The organism is Ciceribacter azotifigens (assembly GCF_048159625.1).
GTDB lineage: Bacteria > Pseudomonadota > Alphaproteobacteria > Rhizobiales > Rhizobiaceae > Allorhizobium > Allorhizobium azotifigens.
On sequence record NZ_JBLQTA010000007.1, the window covers coordinates 143,265 to 159,210 of the forward strand.

The 15,946-nt window shown below is 62.1% G+C and carries 20 protein-coding genes; 8 read left to right on the forward strand and 12 right to left on the reverse strand.

Annotated elements, in window-relative coordinates; translation table 11 throughout:
* Positions 1-26: 26 nt before the first annotated feature.
* From ACM6UT_RS12525 to ACM6UT_RS12575, 11 genes are all read right to left on the reverse strand, one after another.
* The gene (locus ACM6UT_RS12525) at positions 27-359 is read right to left on the reverse strand and encodes a cupredoxin domain-containing protein (RefSeq protein ID WP_416797675.1); all 333 of its coding nucleotides are present in this window, start codon (positions 357-359) and stop codon (positions 27-29) included.
* The gene (locus ACM6UT_RS12530; RefSeq protein WP_416797676.1) at positions 356-877 is read right to left on the reverse strand and encodes a DUF4142 domain-containing protein; all 522 of its coding nucleotides are present in this window, start codon (positions 875-877) and stop codon (positions 356-358) included. The genes ACM6UT_RS12525 and ACM6UT_RS12530 overlap by 4 nt, the downstream gene beginning before the upstream one ends.
* An 84-nt stretch (positions 878-961) precedes the next feature.
* A complete protein-coding gene (locus ACM6UT_RS12535; RefSeq protein ID WP_416797677.1) occupies positions 962-1,651 on the reverse strand; it encodes an RNA polymerase sigma factor in 690 nt (229 codons plus the stop codon).
* A 156-nt stretch (positions 1,652-1,807) separates the two neighbouring features.
* Positions 1,808-2,200, reverse strand: coding sequence for a group III truncated hemoglobin (locus ACM6UT_RS12540; RefSeq protein WP_416797745.1), 393 nt, complete (start codon positions 2,198-2,200; stop codon positions 1,808-1,810).
* A 71-nt stretch (positions 2,201-2,271) separates the two neighbouring features.
* A complete protein-coding gene (locus ACM6UT_RS12545; RefSeq protein WP_416797678.1) occupies positions 2,272-3,057 on the reverse strand; it encodes a DUF2189 domain-containing protein in 786 nt (261 codons plus the stop codon).
* 15 nt (positions 3,058-3,072) lie between these two features.
* The gene (locus ACM6UT_RS12550; RefSeq protein ID WP_416797679.1) at positions 3,073-3,282 is read right to left on the reverse strand and encodes a hypothetical protein; all 210 of its coding nucleotides are present in this window, start codon (positions 3,280-3,282) and stop codon (positions 3,073-3,075) included.
* Complete coding sequence (ccoP, locus tag ACM6UT_RS12555) at positions 3,275-4,156, reverse strand: cytochrome-c oxidase, cbb3-type subunit III (protein ID WP_416797680.1); 882 nt, start codon at positions 4,154-4,156, stop codon at positions 3,275-3,277. Before ccoP ends, ACM6UT_RS12550 begins: the two co-directional genes overlap by 8 nt.
* Positions 4,157-4,158: 2 nt before the next feature.
* Positions 4,159-4,329, reverse strand: a complete 171-nt coding sequence (locus ACM6UT_RS12560; RefSeq protein WP_416797681.1) for a cbb3-type cytochrome c oxidase subunit 3 — start codon at positions 4,327-4,329, stop codon at positions 4,159-4,161.
* Position 4,330: 1 nt separating this feature from the next.
* Positions 4,331-5,065 carry a cytochrome-c oxidase, cbb3-type subunit II gene (ccoO, locus tag ACM6UT_RS12565; RefSeq protein ID WP_416797682.1) on the reverse strand — a complete coding sequence of 245 codons (735 nt, stop codon included), beginning with the start codon at positions 5,063-5,065 and terminating at the stop codon, positions 4,331-4,333.
* 2 nt (positions 5,066-5,067) lie between these two features.
* Entirely contained in the window at positions 5,068-6,726 is a 1,659-nt protein-coding gene (ccoN, locus tag ACM6UT_RS12570; protein ID WP_416797683.1) for a cytochrome-c oxidase, cbb3-type subunit I, read from the reverse strand.
* A gap of 21 nt (positions 6,727-6,747) precedes the next feature.
* On the reverse strand, positions 6,748-7,194 hold the full coding sequence (locus tag ACM6UT_RS12575; RefSeq protein ID WP_416797684.1) for an Rrf2 family transcriptional regulator: 447 nt from the start codon (positions 7,192-7,194) through the stop codon (positions 6,748-6,750).
* Positions 7,195-7,429: 235 nt separating this feature from the next.
* Between ACM6UT_RS12575 and ACM6UT_RS12580 the strand changes: the two genes are divergently transcribed.
* From ACM6UT_RS12580 to ACM6UT_RS12590, 3 genes are all read left to right on the forward strand, one after another.
* Entirely contained in the window at positions 7,430-8,020 is a 591-nt protein-coding gene (locus tag ACM6UT_RS12580; protein WP_416797685.1) for a carbonic anhydrase, read from the forward strand.
* A gap of 360 nt (positions 8,021-8,380) precedes the next feature.
* The gene (locus tag ACM6UT_RS12585) at positions 8,381-8,671 is read left to right on the forward strand and encodes a hypothetical protein (RefSeq protein WP_416797686.1); all 291 of its coding nucleotides are present in this window, start codon (positions 8,381-8,383) and stop codon (positions 8,669-8,671) included.
* Positions 8,658-9,746 (forward strand): tellurite resistance/C4-dicarboxylate transporter family protein, encoded by a 1,089-nt coding sequence (locus ACM6UT_RS12590; RefSeq protein ID WP_416797687.1) that lies wholly within the window; start codon positions 8,658-8,660, stop codon positions 9,744-9,746. The genes ACM6UT_RS12585 and ACM6UT_RS12590 overlap by 14 nt, the downstream gene beginning before the upstream one ends.
* Before the next feature lie 37 nt (positions 9,747-9,783).
* Here ACM6UT_RS12590 and ACM6UT_RS12595 read toward each other — a convergent pair whose 3' ends face one another.
* Positions 9,784-10,623 (reverse strand): LysR family transcriptional regulator, encoded by an 840-nt coding sequence (locus ACM6UT_RS12595; protein ID WP_416797688.1) that lies wholly within the window; start codon positions 10,621-10,623, stop codon positions 9,784-9,786.
* Positions 10,624-10,738: 115 nt separating this feature from the next.
* Here ACM6UT_RS12595 and metB point away from each other — a divergent pair, with 115 nt between their 5' ends.
* The 5 genes from metB to ACM6UT_RS12620 all read left to right on the forward strand — a co-directional run bounded on the left by metB (position 10,739) and on the right by ACM6UT_RS12620 (position 15,930).
* Positions 10,739-11,905, forward strand: a complete 1,167-nt coding sequence (gene metB, locus ACM6UT_RS12600) for a cystathionine gamma-synthase (RefSeq protein ID WP_416797689.1) — start codon at positions 10,739-10,741, stop codon at positions 11,903-11,905.
* Between the two features lie 258 nt (positions 11,906-12,163).
* Complete coding sequence (locus ACM6UT_RS12605; RefSeq protein WP_416797690.1) at positions 12,164-13,000, forward strand: metallophosphoesterase family protein; 837 nt, start codon at positions 12,164-12,166, stop codon at positions 12,998-13,000.
* Positions 12,997-14,166 carry an ABC transporter ATP-binding protein gene (locus tag ACM6UT_RS12610; protein WP_416797691.1) on the forward strand — a complete coding sequence of 390 codons (1,170 nt, stop codon included), beginning with the start codon at positions 12,997-12,999 and terminating at the stop codon, positions 14,164-14,166. Before ACM6UT_RS12605 ends, ACM6UT_RS12610 begins: the two co-directional genes overlap by 4 nt.
* The gene (locus ACM6UT_RS12615; protein WP_416797692.1) at positions 14,159-15,094 is read left to right on the forward strand and encodes a carbohydrate ABC transporter permease; all 936 of its coding nucleotides are present in this window, start codon (positions 14,159-14,161) and stop codon (positions 15,092-15,094) included. The genes ACM6UT_RS12610 and ACM6UT_RS12615 overlap by 8 nt, the downstream gene beginning before the upstream one ends.
* Positions 15,094-15,930 carry a carbohydrate ABC transporter permease gene (locus ACM6UT_RS12620; RefSeq protein ID WP_416797746.1) on the forward strand — a complete coding sequence of 279 codons (837 nt, stop codon included), beginning with the start codon at positions 15,094-15,096 and terminating at the stop codon, positions 15,928-15,930. The genes ACM6UT_RS12615 and ACM6UT_RS12620 overlap by 1 nt, the downstream gene beginning before the upstream one ends.
* Positions 15,931-15,946: the final 16 nt, after the last annotated feature.

Consider the following 15,946-nt stretch of genomic DNA (forward strand, 5'->3'; position numbering starts at 1 on the left):
GAGGGTTTCCGGCAAACGCATTCTGTTCAGGCGATGACCCTGATCCGCCCTTTCATGTTCGGGTGCCATCGGCAGAAGTAGTCCACGGTGTCGCCGGGAGTCACCACATGTGTCGCCGATCTTCCGGGTGCAATCAGGACCTCCCAGCCGCCCTTGACCGTCGCGGTGTGCGCAAAGGGGTCCCGGTTGGTCCATTCGATGGTTTCGCCGACCCTCACCTCGATTTCAGCAGGGGTAAATGCGAGCTTCTCGATGGCGACATGAACCGTACCATTGTGTGCTTTGGCCCCCGTTCGGACGGCCAACAGCATCGGTCCGGCAATCAGGAGGCTTCTGCGGCGGATGAGGGTTGTGGTCATTTCAGGCCTTTCGCAACCTGCTCGGCGTGCTGCTCGTGGCCCTGGAAGAGCTTGAGACCGGTTTCGAGCAGTGCTTTCAACTCGGCGTTCTGCGCCGAGGGGATCAGCACCGTCTCAAGAGCCCCGTTGACCTGTTTGTGGTAGGCGACCTCGTTCTCGATATAGGCCTTGTCGAAGGCCGCACCGTCGAGCTTGGCGAGTTCTGCACGTGTGTCCTCGGCGGTCTTGGCGAGCGCCTGGCTGGTGGCATTGTCTTCCGGCGTCACGTTCAGCTTCTTGACGAGCGCGAGCGCCATGTCGTTGACGGCCTCGTGGTCCTTCTGCATGGACTCTGCAAAGGCTTTGACATCCGCATTGGTCGTCTTCGAAAGGGCGAGCTTGGCAGCTTCGACGTCGATGACGCCGGCGCTGTAGGCGATATGAGCGATCTGGGGATCGCTCGGCGCGTCGGCGGCCAGGGTGAGCGGGGCGGTGAGCATGAGGCAAGCGGCACCGGCCGCGGCGATAAGCTTTTTCATTGGAGTCTCCTTGGCGCCGGCACCTTGCGGGCGCTGTTTTCGGTTAGCACTGCATTTGATGCCGGCCAGCCGTGGAGGTTCCCGCTATTTTGACAGACCCAGTCTTGCGATGACGGTTTCCGTCAATCGGTCGCAGCGTGTGCCCGCAAAGGGGAAGGCGTCGGTCATGACCGGACCGATCCGCTCCTCCAGGCGGGTCCTGATCATCCTGCGAGCGCGATGGAGCCGCGATTTGACGGTTGCGATCGGCATGTCGAGCAGGGACGCGGTTTCCTCGACGCTCAAACCCTCGATAACCCGCGCGACGAAGACGAGGCGGAAGGTCTCGGGAAGCGCGTCGGTCGCCTCTTCAACCATACTGAGAAGTTGTCGCTGCGCCATGATGCGCTCCGGATCGGCTGTCGCGAAGGAGCCCGGGAAGGGAACGATGTCTGCTTCCGCTGATGCTCGCGTAGGTGCCGCGCGCTTCAGGCGCTTCTGCGCGCGCAGCCGTGCCAGGGCGGCATTGAGGGCGATCCGGGAGAGCCATGTCGACAAGGAAGCATCTCCTGCAAAGCGGCTGAGATTGGAAAACGCATTCAGATAGGCCTCCTGAAGGACGTCCTCCGCGTCCGCGTTGCTGCGGATGACGGCTCGCACCAGCCTGTAGAGGCGTTGATTGTGTGTGCGAATGATCTCTCTGACGGCCTGCACGTCGCCGGAAATGGCTCGCCGCACAAGGTCGCCTTCGACCTCGGCGCCTGTTGGAAGCATGGGCATCTGCAAGGATGACATGAGCTTATTCTCCGTTCGTCCGGCATTGGATGCCGGCCGTGACGAAAGGTTCCCGCCTTTGCGTCTTTCTCGAAGACAAATCGTGACACGGACGACCTGCTTCATCGGGAGCGCTCGGGAAACCCGTGTCCTTCGAGCGTCGCGACCCCCACGATGTCAGGACAGCGCATCGCGAGAGATCGGAACGATCCGCATGGAATCTTCACCGCGGTGAAAGGCAATTGCAAGACGAAAGGAATGGGCAATGCGAAGCGCCCGATCGAGAAAGAGATTTGCCACCTCAGGGGGGCAGAACAGGTCGACAGTGTCTCGAAACAGCGACAGCCATCGGCGGAAATGCTCCTCCTCCAATTCGGGGATGGCAAGATGCGGCGGCAGCGGGCGGCCGTCGTATCGGTCGGTGCGAAGAAGCGTGGCGGACCAGAAGGCACACATCTTGTCGAGATGCGCCGGCCAGTCTTGCGGCGGGATGGCTCCGTCGAAGATCGGGGCCAGCAGCTCGTCCTTGCGGATCCTGTCGTAGAAGCCGTGGACAACGCCATGGATCATCGCTTCGTCGAGCACTGCGGAAAGCGGCTTCCCGTCGATAACGATCGTTCGTTCAGGAGCTGGGCGGCCTTTCATCGGATTGCCTTGTAGCTGTGCCACGTGCCATGGCCGAGCAGCGGAAAGATGATGATGAGCCCCAGAAATCCCGTTGCAATACCAATGACGCTCAGCACAAGCACGATTGCGCCCCAGGTGAGCATGACGGGCAGATTGCGGAAGACGAGCGATATGCTTGTGCCCATCGCCGTGAAAGCGTCCGTCCGTTCGGCCAGAAGCATCGGGATGGCGAAAGTGCTGATTGCGAAAGAGAAGGCGGCGAAAAGCCCGCCGACCACAGTGCCGACGAAGATCATCCCCAGGCCTTCAGTCGTGGTGAACAGCATTGTCACGATGCGGTCCAGTCCCGGGAATGGTCTCAATCCCATGAAGAGCGCGTAGATGATAACGGCTGCGCGCATCCAGACCAGCATCAGCAGGCAGAGGATCGCGCCCGTGTACCAGACCTGCGCACCGGAGGCAGCCTTGACCAGAACCATGCGTGCGAGGCTGGGACGAACGCCCTCTTCGATGTCCCGGCTCTTGCGATAGAGACCGATGGCGACCAGCGGGCCCACCACCATGAAGCCTGCGAGAGCCGGAAAGAGGATGTAGTCGAGCTGAAGGCGAAACAGGCACCAGACGATCGCAACCGAGAGCAGGAAGACTGCAAAGCCGTAGAGGAGGCTCGGAAGCGGATTGCGCCAGAGATCGCGCCAACCTGCCGAAAGCCAGCCGAAGGCCGTCCTGGCGGGCAGGTGACGTTTTCGCTGCTCGGCGAGAGGTATCCTCGTGTGCACGGCTTTTTCTGTCGTTCCCATTTAATCTTGCTCCTCTCAGCAGGCGGACGCCGCGGCACGGTAGGTGCCGTCGCTGCCTTCCGCCTTCAGGTGATCCACGCATTCGGGCTGACTACCCGTCGCGACGTGGACGAGATGGACATTCGCCCCGACAAAGACGAGCGCACCCGTGCCGACAAGCAGCCAGGAGACGACTCGCCAGTTGAGGCGCTCGCGCAGCTCAGCCTTTTCCATGGCCTTACTCATTGGTGGCCTCTCCGAGTGTGCCGACATAAAGTGCCAGCAGCTTCATACTGACGGGGGAAAGCCGGTTTTCCCAGCTCGGCATCTGACCTTGTCGCCCGGAATAGATGGTGGTGAAGACAGTCTGTGCGTCGCCGCCATAGATCCAGGTCTTGTCGGTGAGGTTCGGCGCGCCGACATCGGTACTGCCGCGTGCGTCCTCGCCGTGACAGGCCGTGCAGTTGGCTGAAAAAATCTCCTTTCCGGCATCGATCAGTTCTTTGTTGTCGGCGCCCATCGGCAGCCCGGAAAGAGAGCGGACGTAAGCTGCGACGGCACGGACCTGATCACGCTCGAGCGTCCCGTCCCGGCCGAAGGCCAGCATTTGCGAGGTCCGCGTCTCCCCATGGGCGGAGTTGATGCCGACGCGGATCGTCTCGAGGATCGTTTCCGGTTCGCCACCCCAAAGCCAGGCTTTGGCCGAAAGGTTCGGAAATCCGGGTCCACCGGTGCCCCGCGTTCCGTGACAGGCGGCGCAATTGTCGATGAAAAGCGTGCGGCCGGTCTCGCGCACATGCTGCATCAGATCCGGATCGGCCGCGATTTCACCAAGGCTGGCTTCGGCAATGCGGTCGGTCCATGCGGCCCGGACAGCCTCGGCATCCTCGACCTGTTTCGTGACGACCTTGCGCTGGTCGATTCCAAGCAGGCCCTTGGTGTAGGTCACCCCTAGAGGCCAGGCCGGCATGAGTATCCAGTAACCGATCGCAATAAGCGTCGTGGCGGCAAGGAAGAACAGGACGACCCGTGGGATTGGCGTTTCGAGTTCCTCGATGCCGTTCCATTCGTGTCCCGTCGTGTATCGCCCCGTGGCGGAGTCGCGTCTCTCTTTGGCCATGCTCAGTCTCCCGGCCGATCATCTTTGTCGAGGATGCTCTTCTTTGCGCGATCAAAGCGCTTCCGGTTGCCGGGCCAGAGCGCGTAGATCAGGATGCCGAGCGCCAATGCGACGAGGTAGAAAAGCCCCCAGCTTTTCGCAAAGGCGACGACACTGTTGTGGTCCAACTCCACGTCAGTCCTCCTTCGCCGCGGTTTCCTGCCGCGCTGCCTGCGTCAGCTGACCGACGACCTGGAGATAGGCGACCAGTGCGTCCATTTCGGTCAGCACACCCTGATTGCCGTCGAAGGCGCGCACATTGGTCGCCTCGCCGTAGCGTTCCGTCACGCCGGAGGATTCAGGGCTGTCCGGTGCTGCCTGGCCTCGGGCGTCAGCAGTCGCATTTTCAATCATCGCGTCCGTGTAGGGAACTCCGACCGCGCGTTGAGCCGCAAGGTGCTCACCGAGATCATCAATCCGGAGCGAATTCCTCTTCAGCCAACCATAGCGCGGCATCACCGATTCCGGCACGACGTCACGGGGATTGAGGAGATGCGCTACGTGCCAGGCGTCGGAGTATTTGCCGCCGAGACGTGCAAGATCCGGCCCTGTCCGCTTGGAGCCCCACAGCATCGGGCGATCGTATTTCGACTCCACGGCGAGCGAGTACGGCCCGTAACGTTCCACCTCGTCGCGCAAGGTCCGGATCATTTGTGAGTGGCACGCGTAACAGCCTTCGCGAATATAGATGTTGCGACCGGCAAGCTCGAGCGGTGTGTAGACACGCATATCTGGCGCCGCCTCGACCGTCTCGTGAATCGTAAACAGCGGGGCGATTTCGACGAACCCACCTATCGAGGCGACACCGACGATCGCCAGAACAAAGCCGATGGCATTGCGTTCGATCTTGCGATGGAAGAATTCCTTCATGCTTATTCTCCTGCCTGCGTGACACCGGTCGCGGCATAAAGCGGAACGTCGCCGTCAACCTCGGCCTTGCGGCGCCTGTGAGCCATCCGGATCGTCATCCCCACGTTGAAAGCGCAGGTGACGGCGCCGCTCAGGAACAGGAGACCCCCGAACGCGCGGGCGATATAGTAGGGGTGCATGGCAACCAGGCTGTCGATGAAGGAATAGGCAAGCGTGCCGCTGTCGTTATAGGTTCGCCACATCAGGCCCTGAATGATGCCCGAGTTCCACATGGCGAAGACGTAGACGATGGTGCCGGCAAGGGCGAGCCAGAAGTGGACTTCGATCAGCCTGGTCGAGTACATGCGGTCCTGCTTCCACATCCACGGCACCAGAGCATAGAGCGAACCAAAGGTGATCATCGCGACCCATCCGAGAGCTCCGGCATGGACGTGGCCGACGGTCCAGTCGGTATAATGTGAGAGCGAGTTGACGGCGCGAATTGCCATGAACGAGCCCTCGAAGGTGGAAAGGCCGTAAAACACCGCGGCAACCATCATGAAGCGCAGCGTCGCGTCGTCCCGAACCCTGTGCCAGGCGCCGTTGAGTGTGGCGAGCGCATTGCCGGCGGATGCCCACGATGGCACCAGCAACACGATCGAGAAGGTCATGCCGAGCGTCTGCACCCATTGTGGCAAGGCCGTGTAATGCAGGTGGTGCGCGCCAGCCCACATGTACATGAAGGTGATGCCCCAGAAGCTGATGATGGAGAGTCGATAGGAGAAGATCGGCCGCTCCGCCCGCTTCGGCAGGTAGTAGTACATCATGCCGAGGAAGCCTGCCGTCAGGAAGAAGGCAACGGCATTGTGGCCATACCACCACTGCGTCATCGCATCCTGCACACCGGCAAACAGCGAGTAGCTCTTGGCATGACCGAGGGAGACGGGGACCGCGAGGTTGTTGACGATGTGTAGAACCGCAACCACAAGGATAAATGCCATGTAGTACCAGTTCGCTACATAGATATGCGGCTCCTTGCGGCGTTGCAGCGTGCGAATGTATATTAGGAAGTATACGACCCATACGATGACCAGCCAGATATCCGCATACCACTCCGGCTCGGCGTATTCCTTGGATTGCGTGAGGCCCATCAGATAGCCTGTCGCGGCGACAACGCAGAAGAGGTTGTATCCGATCAGCACGAACCACGGGCTGAACTGATCCGGCAGTCGCGCGCGACAGGTACGCTGCAGGACGTGGAAGGAGGTGGCGATCAATGCATTGCCGCCGAATCCGAAAATGACGCCGGACGTATGTAACGGGCGCAGCCGCCCGAAACTCGCCCAGGCCTTATCCACGAAGGTCAATTCCGGCCAGGCGAGCAGGGCCGCGACCCATACGCCGACGAACATGCCGACGACGGCCCATGCGAGAGCCAGTATGATACCGACCCGCGTCGGGTCGTCGTAATATTCCGAAAGCCGGCTCAACGGCGGCTCGGGCGCAAAGGCCGCCGACAGCACTACAGACCCGAGCCCGAGGCTGAAGACGAGGACGATATAGCCGTGCACCGCGAGCGGATCGCCGCGTCCGGCCACAGCCATTGCAAGCCCGATGAGGGCAAGCGTACCGAGCACGACGAGAGCCAAACGACGTTCCGTACCGGTCAGTCCCGTTACCATGAATTGTCTTCCTTTCGTGGATCAGGCGATCGCGGCATCAATGCCGAGCAGCGGACCAAGCGCGGACTTGTTGCGCACGAGGTCGGCGAGCGTGTATTTGTCGAGGACAGCCAGGAACGCGGACAGCGCCTCGTGCAGCATTCCCTTGAGACGACAGGCCGGAGAGATGGCGCAAGGTCTGCCGCAGGTCTGCATGCATTCGGCCAACGAGAACTCTTCTTCCGTTGCCCGAACCAGCGCACCGATTCCGATTTCCTCTGGCCGCCTCAACAGTCGCAGTCCCCCGGTCCGGCCGCGCGTCGTTTCCAGGAGACCGAGGTCACGCAGCGTCTGTGCCACCTTGATGAGATGATTGCGCGAGAGCTCGTAGGCTTCGGCGACATCCGTGACAGTGCATGTGCGATCCGGCCGGGTCGCGATGTAGATCAGCATACGCAAGGCATAGTCGGTGTGGAGGGTCATTCGCATGGGGCGTTTTCCGAGAAGGCGTGGCGGATCGTCAATATGAAAGAGGTATTCAGAATACCACTTTTACCGCCGCAAGTCCGGTCATGGAAGTGCAATATCGTCGCAGGTGCTGTCGCCATCCTTGGCCGATGGGTTGCGGAGCTGTCTTCGGGCCGCATCGGCGCCAGGCTGCCGATTTGACACATGTCATTTTTGCGGGAATAGGTCCCCTGTCATCCACAAGCGGAGCGTCGTCATGATCGAAGATCTATTCACCCGCAACCGAGCCTGGTCTGCCGAGCGCAAGTCAGAAAGGGCGGACTATTTCGAGCGCCTCTCGAAACTGCAGGTGCCGGACTATCTGTGGATCGGCTGCTCCGACAGCCGTGTGCCGGCCAATGTGATCGCCGGCCTCGAACCGGGCGAGGTGTTCGTGCATCGCAATGTCGCCAACCTGATCCATCCCGCCGACCTCAACATGCTTTCGGTCGTCGAATACGCCGTGAACCAGCTGGGCGTGAAACACATCATCATCTGCGGGCACTACGGCTGCGGCGGCATTCGGGCCGCGGTAAGCGGAGAGCGCTTCGGCTTGATCGATCATTGGTTGCAGCCGGTCCGCGACGTGGCCGATAATCGTTTTGAATGCCGCGAATGCTGGAGCGAGGAGGATCTCGACCGGCTATGCGAAGCTTCCGTCGCCGCCCAGGTCGAGCGGCTCGCTCGCACGCCGACGATTCAGGAGGCCTGGAAGGCGGGGAAGGAGGTCTCCATCCATGGCTGGATCTACGGTCTTCAGGACGGGCTGCTGTCCAATCTCGATTGTACGGTGAGGGGAGGTCGCTAGGAACCTGAGCCCTCCCGTCGGCCGGGGTTGCCGCAGGCAAATGCGACGAAAACCCCAACATGCGCCTGCCGATTCTGGTCCTGCAGCCAGCCTCTCGACGAGGGGCAATTCGCGCTCGGCACGACGGGCCAGACTTCCTATCCAAGGTCTCATCCGGCTGCTCAGTCGCGATGTTGAGACGGAGGTTTGGTCCGCCTCCGCGCTTTTTTGCCGGGATTGTTGTCGCGCGAGAGAGTATGCTGATCGAAGAGTCGGTCGGATACGTACGTTTCAGGCAGCGAAATGACGAGAGTGGGATCCTATGTCTTGTGGTACCTGGGGCGGTTCTTCGCACCAGAACTTCGGGCCTGGCGAGGCGACATGCCTCTGGCCCGCGTCTTCTGGGGCTATGGCGTCTTCTTGAGTTTCGAACTCGCGGCCTTGTATGCCCTCGCTGTCTACCTGCAACAACTGCTGGTCCAGCAGACGCTCATCATCGTGTTCGGGATCTACACGCCGTGGATCCTGATCGCGATCTGGCGTTGTGCGGATAATGCCACGGCGTTCTGGGGGACGATGGCCAAGTGGCTGACCATGGCGTGGGGTCTCAACACATTATTTGTCCTCCTGTTTCTGCAGGTTGATCTGCTGGTGCAATATGGACACGGATAGAGGATTCAAGAAGGAGGCTGCCCCGAGCGTCGCCGCGGGCGTCCCGCAGCACCCGATCCTTGATGCGGCGGCCACGCTGTTTCCCGGGTATTTCGCATTGGTGATGGCGACCGGTGTGGTCTCCATCGCCTGCCAGCTCCTGGGGATGCGTGGCCTTGCGTTAATGCTCGTCTCGGTAAACTGGATTGCCTATCCCGTGCTCTGGGTCTTGACGCTCGTTAGAGCGTTGCGATTTCGCGACCTCCTGCTCCGCGACATTTCGGATCACCAGAGGGCACCCGGTTTCTTCACGATCGTGGCAAGCACCTGCGTTCTCGGAACGCAGAACATGGTCGTCCTCGGCGCGGCAGGTATCGCCACGGTGCTGTGGTGGTTCGGGCTGCTTTTATGGTTCGTGGTCATGTACACGTTCTTTACGGCCGTCACCGTACGACGCGGCAAGCCGACGCTTGCGCGCGGCATCAACGGCGCCTGGCTGATTGCCGCAGTCTCCACCCAGTCCGTGGTGGTGCTGCGGGGCGTGATCGACGTCGCAGAGGCGCCGCCGGAGTTGGTCCAGTTCCAGGTGCTTGCCATGTTCCTGATCGGTTGCATGCTCTATCTCGCGATCATCCCGCTCATCTTCTACCGTCTCACCTTCATATCGCTCAGTCGCGAGGACTTTAGCCCACCCTATTGGATCAACATGGGAGCCGTGGCGATCACGGCTCTGGCCGGTTCCATTCTGGTTCTTCGCGGTGAAACATGGCCGATGATCACGCCGCTCCTGCCATTCCTGAGAGGCTTTACCTTCTTCTTCTGGGCTGTCGCGAGCTGGTGGATCCCGTTCCTCTTTGCGCTTATGGCCTGGCGCTATATTTTGATGAAGGACCGGTTCACCTACGAACCTGCGGTTTGGGGAATGGTGTTTCCGATGGGCATGTACTGCACCAGTACATACCAGTTCGACCGCGCCATGGGTTACGGCTTCCTCGACCCGGTCCCGAAGGTACTGGTCTTCGTCGCCCTGGCTGCCTGGCTCCTCGGCATGGTCGGACTGTTGCGGCGGGTCTCGAGGGCGCTCGTCCGTCCATAGCTTCGGGGACCTTGCGGAAATTGCGTGAGTCTGACGGCTAGGCCCGCGCGGCGGCTGCCACGCGCAGACCCTCGCGAAGAATAGGCAGCATTGCCGGGTCGGTCCGTTCCGACGATACCAGATAGGCGGGATAGGAAAAAACCGGACTGTTGGCGACAATTTCCAGCCGTCCGTCGGCGAGTTGTGGCCGGATAAACCCCTCCCGGAAGTAGCCGGCGCCCCCGACTGCGAGAATATACTCGAGCGCCAACGGCCCGTAATCGATGGTGACTGCCGGATTCGCTTGCTCGGGAAATGCCGCCCGGAGGTTTACAGCAAACTCCTCACCCCAGTCTATCCCGACCATCTCGACCTCCTCCCGGCACCGCGTCGTCTGTGCGAGCACGAGACGTTCCTCGAAGAGCAGCTCTGCCACAAGGCCTGGCCTGCGCGGGGCGCCGTAGAGCACGGCCGCGTCGATAGCACCCTGCCGTACCAGCCCGAGCAATCGTTCGCCGGTCTCAATCGTCGTGCGCAAAGCGATGTCGGGGCACTCGCGCCGCATCCAGACCAGCCATTGCGACAGAAGCGGGTTCCAGAGGCTGAGTTCCGCACCGAGCGATATCGCCGCTGCCCGGCCGGGCGGGAGCGCGACCGTGCTTCGTGCCGTCTCCCAGATCTGTACGAGGCCGGCGGCAAAACGGAGAAACCTTTCGCCGGCGGGCGTCAGCCGCGCCCCGGCCTTGTTTCGCACGAATACCGCCCGTCCCAAATGTTCTTCCAGCACACGGATGCGCGCGCTCACGGCTGTCTGCGAAATGTGGAGGGCTTCTGCCGCTCCCACGAAGCTGCCGGTTTTGACGACCTCAAGGAAGGTGCGGGCGACGCCAATGTCCATGGAAGACTTCTCTCGAGATAAGCGCAATATAGTTGCGGACATACAGCAATAGAATTCATTTGTCAGCGATGTGGCTCCCAGCCATTTTCCGGCGGAGACATGAGGAGTGGTACCAATGAGCGACAAGACGGCGCCGAGAGTTCAACCAGAAACGGTCGCCGCGGCGCATGGCGTTGCAAGTGATGCGGCCTTTGGAGCGGTGGCGCCGCCGCTCTATCTGTCGAGCACCTATGAATTTGCGGGTTACGACGAACCCCGGGCGTACGACTATGGCCGCGTCGGCAATCCCACAAGCGACCTTCTGGCAGAGGCGATTGCCAAACTCGAGGAAGGAGCCGGGGCAGTTTTGACCCCAAGCGGCATGGCTGCGATCGACCTGATTGTCGGGCGCCTGCCAGCTGACAGCCTGGTACTGGCGCCCTTCGATTGCTACGGTGGGACGATGCGTCTCCTGAAGGCGCGGGCGGAGCGCAAGCAGATCCGTCTCGAACTGGTCGATCAGTCGAATCTCCAACTGTTCGAAACGCATCTCGCCGCACGGCCCGCTTTGGTTCTCATCGAAAGCCCGAGCAATCCATTGATGCGTGTCGTCGACATTGCGGCGCTCTCGGCGCGCGCGCGGGCCGCTGATGCCCGCGTTGCGGTCGACAACACGTTTCTTTCACCGGCTCTTCAAAAGCCGCTATTGCTCGGTGCCGATTACGTGCTGCATTCGACGACGAAGTTCCTGAACGGTCATTCCGACGTGATTGCCGGCGCCGTCATCGCCGCTGATGCCGACGAGCACCGGGCGCTGAAACACTGGGCGAACGTCACGGGAGCGGTAGCGGCTCCGTTCGATTCCTGGCTGACCTTGCGGGGGCTCAGGACCCTCTTTGTCCGAATGGAGCGGCAAGAACAGAACGCAATGGCCATCGCCGAACTGCTCAAAGCGCATCCGGCCGTTGCTCGTGTCCACTATCCGGGTCTCTCCGACCACCCGGACCACATCCTTGCGGCAAGGCAGCAGAGGGGTTTCGGTGCCATGATGAGTTTCGAGCTCACTGGTGGGTCTGCGGCCGTGCAGCGTTTCCTGCGTTCTGTGCGGAGTTTCACGCTCGCCGAATCCCTGGGCGGCGTCGAAAGCCTGGTTGCGCATCCCGCAACAATGACCCATCTCGACATGGGAGCCGAGGCGCGCGCAAGGGCCGGTATTGGCGACGGACTGTTGAGGCTGTCGGTGGGGCTCGAACACATCGACGACCTGCGGGCCGGATTGCAAGCCGGCCTGTCGAGCTGTTGAGGCGTATTCCTGCGCCGACCTCGATAGCGTCGTAGGGTCGCCTGAGGCGCGTGTCTGCCTCGGCCGCGCGCGGCCGCCATTTATGATTCAATCTTGGAGCGTCTCGGCGCAGGCGACGCCCGCGACGTTTCTGACGAATTGATGACGAATCTGGAAGAAGGCTGAAGCGCACCGTCAAGCGACTGACACGGACAGCACCTACACACACCGGAAGAAGCGCGGACAACGTCCCGCCGCAGTGTTTCAAGGTGTTGCCCCATGAAGATCGTCCAGATCAGCGATACACATTTCAGTCCGTCTAAGCCGCACTTCAACGGCAATTGGGAGCCCATCCGCCGCTGGATCGACGAGATCAATCCGGACCTCGTCGTGCATACTGGTGACCTTACCATCGACGGCGCGGACCAGGAGGACGACATCGTCTTTTCCATGGCGCTGCTCGGCGAACTCGACGTCCCGGTGCTCGTCGTTCCCGGCAATCACGATGTCGGCCATATGCCCGGTTCGCACCAGCCGATCGACGATGCCCGCCTTGAACGCTGGCGCCGCCTTGCCGGTCCGGACCGCTTCGCCAAGGACATCGGCAACTGGCGGATGATCGGCCTAAACAGCCTGCTCGTCGGCTCGGGCCACGCAGAGGAACAGGCGCAGTTTGACTGGCTCGTCGAGACGCTGGAAGGCCGCGAGGGCCGCCGCGTGGCGATCTTCGCGCACAAGCCGCTGTTCGTCGACGATCCGGCCGAGGGCGATACCGGCTATTGGGGCGCACGCCCCGCGGAACGCCAGCGCCTCTTCAACCTCCTCGCCGCCCATGACGTGGCGCTCTACGCAAGCGGCCACCTGCACTGGGCCTGGCAGGGGAAGGTGAACGGCACCAAGCTTCTGTGGGCCCCGCCCACCTCGTTCATCATCGACAAGCTGGAGCGCGAAATGCCGGGCGAGCGCGTCGTCGGCGCCGTCATTCATCATCTTGGCGACGACGTCACGAGCGAGATCGTCGCGGTCTCCGGCACGATCGCCCATGTGCTCGACGAGGTGATTGACGAGGTCTACCCGCGCAACATCACCGCAGTGCCGGTGGAGGCCGCCGAATGAGTGCGTTCAGCCTCCGCGACATCAACAAGTCCTTTGGCGGCAACAGCATCCTGAGGGGTGTGAGTCTCGAAGCCGAGGCGGGCGAGTTCATTGCCCTCGTCGGACCGTCCGGCTGCGGCAAGAGCACGCTCCTGCGCATCGTCGCCGGCCTCGACCATGCCGACCGCGGCGAGATCGTTATCGGCGGCGAGGAGGTGTCCGCCAGGGCGGCGGGCGATCGCAATATCGCCATGGTGTTCCAGTCCTACGCGCTTTACCCGCATCTGAGCGCCGGCCAGAACATCGCCGTGCCGCTTGCTATGCGACGCCTGTCGACCGCCGGACGCCTGCCGTTGATCGGGTCTATGCTGTCGGGCCAGCGGCAGATCCGCGCCGACATCCAGCGTCAGGTTGAGGACATGGCGGCATCCCTGAAGATCGACCATCTGCTCGACCGCAAGCCGGGGCAGATGTCGGGCGGCCAGCGCCAGCGCGTGGCGCTCGCCCGCGCCATGGTGCGCCATCCGAACGTCTTCCTGATGGACGAGCCGCTCTCCAACCTCGATGCCAACCTGCGCGTCCATGCGCGCGGCGAGATCGTCGAGCTGCACCGCAAGGCCGGCGTGCCGACGCTCTATGTCACGCATGACCAGTCCGAAGCGCTCTCCATGGCGGACCGTGTCGCGGTGATGATCGGCGGGCGTCTATTGCAGCTCGACAGCCCCCGCAACATCTATGACGACCCCGCGCATATTGAGGTTGCCCGCTTCCTCGGCCAGCCGCGCATTAACGTTCTTCCCACCGTCATCGACGCCAGCGGCCTTGTGCAGGTCGGCGGCATCCGTCTTGCAACACGCAGCGACCTTAAGCCGGGATCGCCCGTGACAGTCGCCTTCCGCCCGGAATTCGTGCGTCCCGGAACCGCTGGCGAAGGTAACCTGCCGGCCCGTGTCGAGCGGCTGGAATTCCTCGGCTCGGAAGTGGTGGTCTTTGCCAAGCTCGCGGCGATGGACGGCATCGTGGTGGCCAAGATTCCGCCCGCTGAGGCAATCGGCCTTGCCGCCGGCCAGCGCATCGATCTCAAACTCGATCCCGACGCCATCCTGCTGTTCGACGACGGCGGCGACCGGCTCCCCGCCAGCATTGCCATGGTGTCGGCTGAGCTGCCGGAGGTCCTGCATGGCTAGTGTTGCCCTCGACGCTGGGCGTCCGCCGCTCGTCCGCTCCGCCGCTGAAGCCGCGAAAAGGCGCGAAGCCCGTATCGCCATCCTGCTCTCGGCTCCGGCCTTGCTGCTTCTGCTGCTCTTCATCATCCTGCCGACGATCGCCGTGATCTTTCTCGGCTTCACCGATTTCGAGCTGGGCTACGGCAGCTTCAACTTCGTCGGCTTTGAGAACTATGCCGACCTGCTGAAGGATCGCACGTTCAAGAGATCGCTTTGGAACACCACCGTCTATGCGGCGATCGTCGCGCCGGTGTCGATGGCGCTCGGCCTCGGCATCGCGCTGCTCATCGAATCCGAGGGCTGGGGCAAGAGCCTGTTCCGCACCGCCTATTTCCTGCCCGTTGCCTCGCTGCTCGTCGCCATGGCCACCGTCTGGCAATACCTCTTCCATCCGACGATCGGGCCGCTCAACGCGGCGCTGGCGATGATCGGCGTCGAGGGGCCCAACTGGCTCGGCGCCTCGAGCACGGTCATGACCAGTCTGTCGATCATCGGCATCTGGCAGGCCACCGGCTTCAACATGGTGCTGTTCCTTGCCGGCCTCTCCGCAATTCCGCGCGAGCTCTATCAGGCAGCCGAAGTCGACGGCGCGCGCTCCGCACTTTCCCGCTTTCGCCTCGTTACCTGGCCGATGCTCGGGCCGACCACGCTGTTCGTCACCACGATCAGCATCATCAATTCGGTCAAGGTGTTCGAGACCGTGAAGACGCTGACCGAGGGCGGCCCCAACAAGGCGTCCGAGGTCCTGCTCTTCACCATCTACCAGGAGGGGTTTGTCTACCTCAAGGTCGGCTACGCCTCGGCCATGACCGTCATCTTCCTGGCAATTCTTGTGTCGCTGATGTTCCTCCAATACCGCGTCATGGACCGGAAGGTGCACTACGCATGATGATGACCGACCGCTTCACGCCCGGCCGGGCGCTGCGCCTCGCCCTGCTCACTCTCGGCGCCGTCGTCTTCCTTGCGCCCTACATCTTCATGATCTCCACCGCCGGCAAGGCGCAGAGCGAGATCTTCTCCTCGTCCCTGAACCTGATCCCGCAGACCTGGTCCTATGCCGAGAACTTCGCCAAGGCCCTCGGTCGGGTATCGATGGGTGGCCTGCTCCTGAACGGCGTGATCGCCTGCGGCCTGATCCTCGTCGTCCAGGTTCTGATGGCGATCCCTTGCGCCTATGCCATGGCCAAGCTGTCGTTCCGGACTGCCCGGCTGATGATGGCGCTCGTCATGCTCGGCCTTCTGGTGCCAATCCATGCGACGGCCCTGCCGCTCTATGTCGCCTTCGACCGGCTGTCGGTGCTCAACAGCTATTTCGCCTTGGTCGCCCCGTTCTCGATCTCGGTGTTTGCCATCTTCCTCTTCCTGCAGTTCTTCCGTGGCATTCCAGACGACCTGATCCATGCGGCGCGTCTCGACGGCATGTCCGAGGCCGGCATCGTGGCGCGCGTCGTGGTGCCCAATGCCTGGCCGGCGATCACCGCCTTTTCGATCTTCTCGGTCGTGGCCCACTGGAACGACCTGTTCTGGCCGCTGATCGTCGTCACCAACCAGACTTATGCCACGCCGCCGCTCGGCCTTCTCTACTTCCGTGCGGCGGAAGCCGGCGACGACTACGGCGCGCTGATGGCGGCCACCCTCATCATCACCCTTCCCCTCGTGCTCGCCTTCCTGCTCGCGCAGAAGCGCTTCGTCGAGGGCATCACCATGACCGGTCTGAAAGGCTGATCGGTCGCAACCCAAG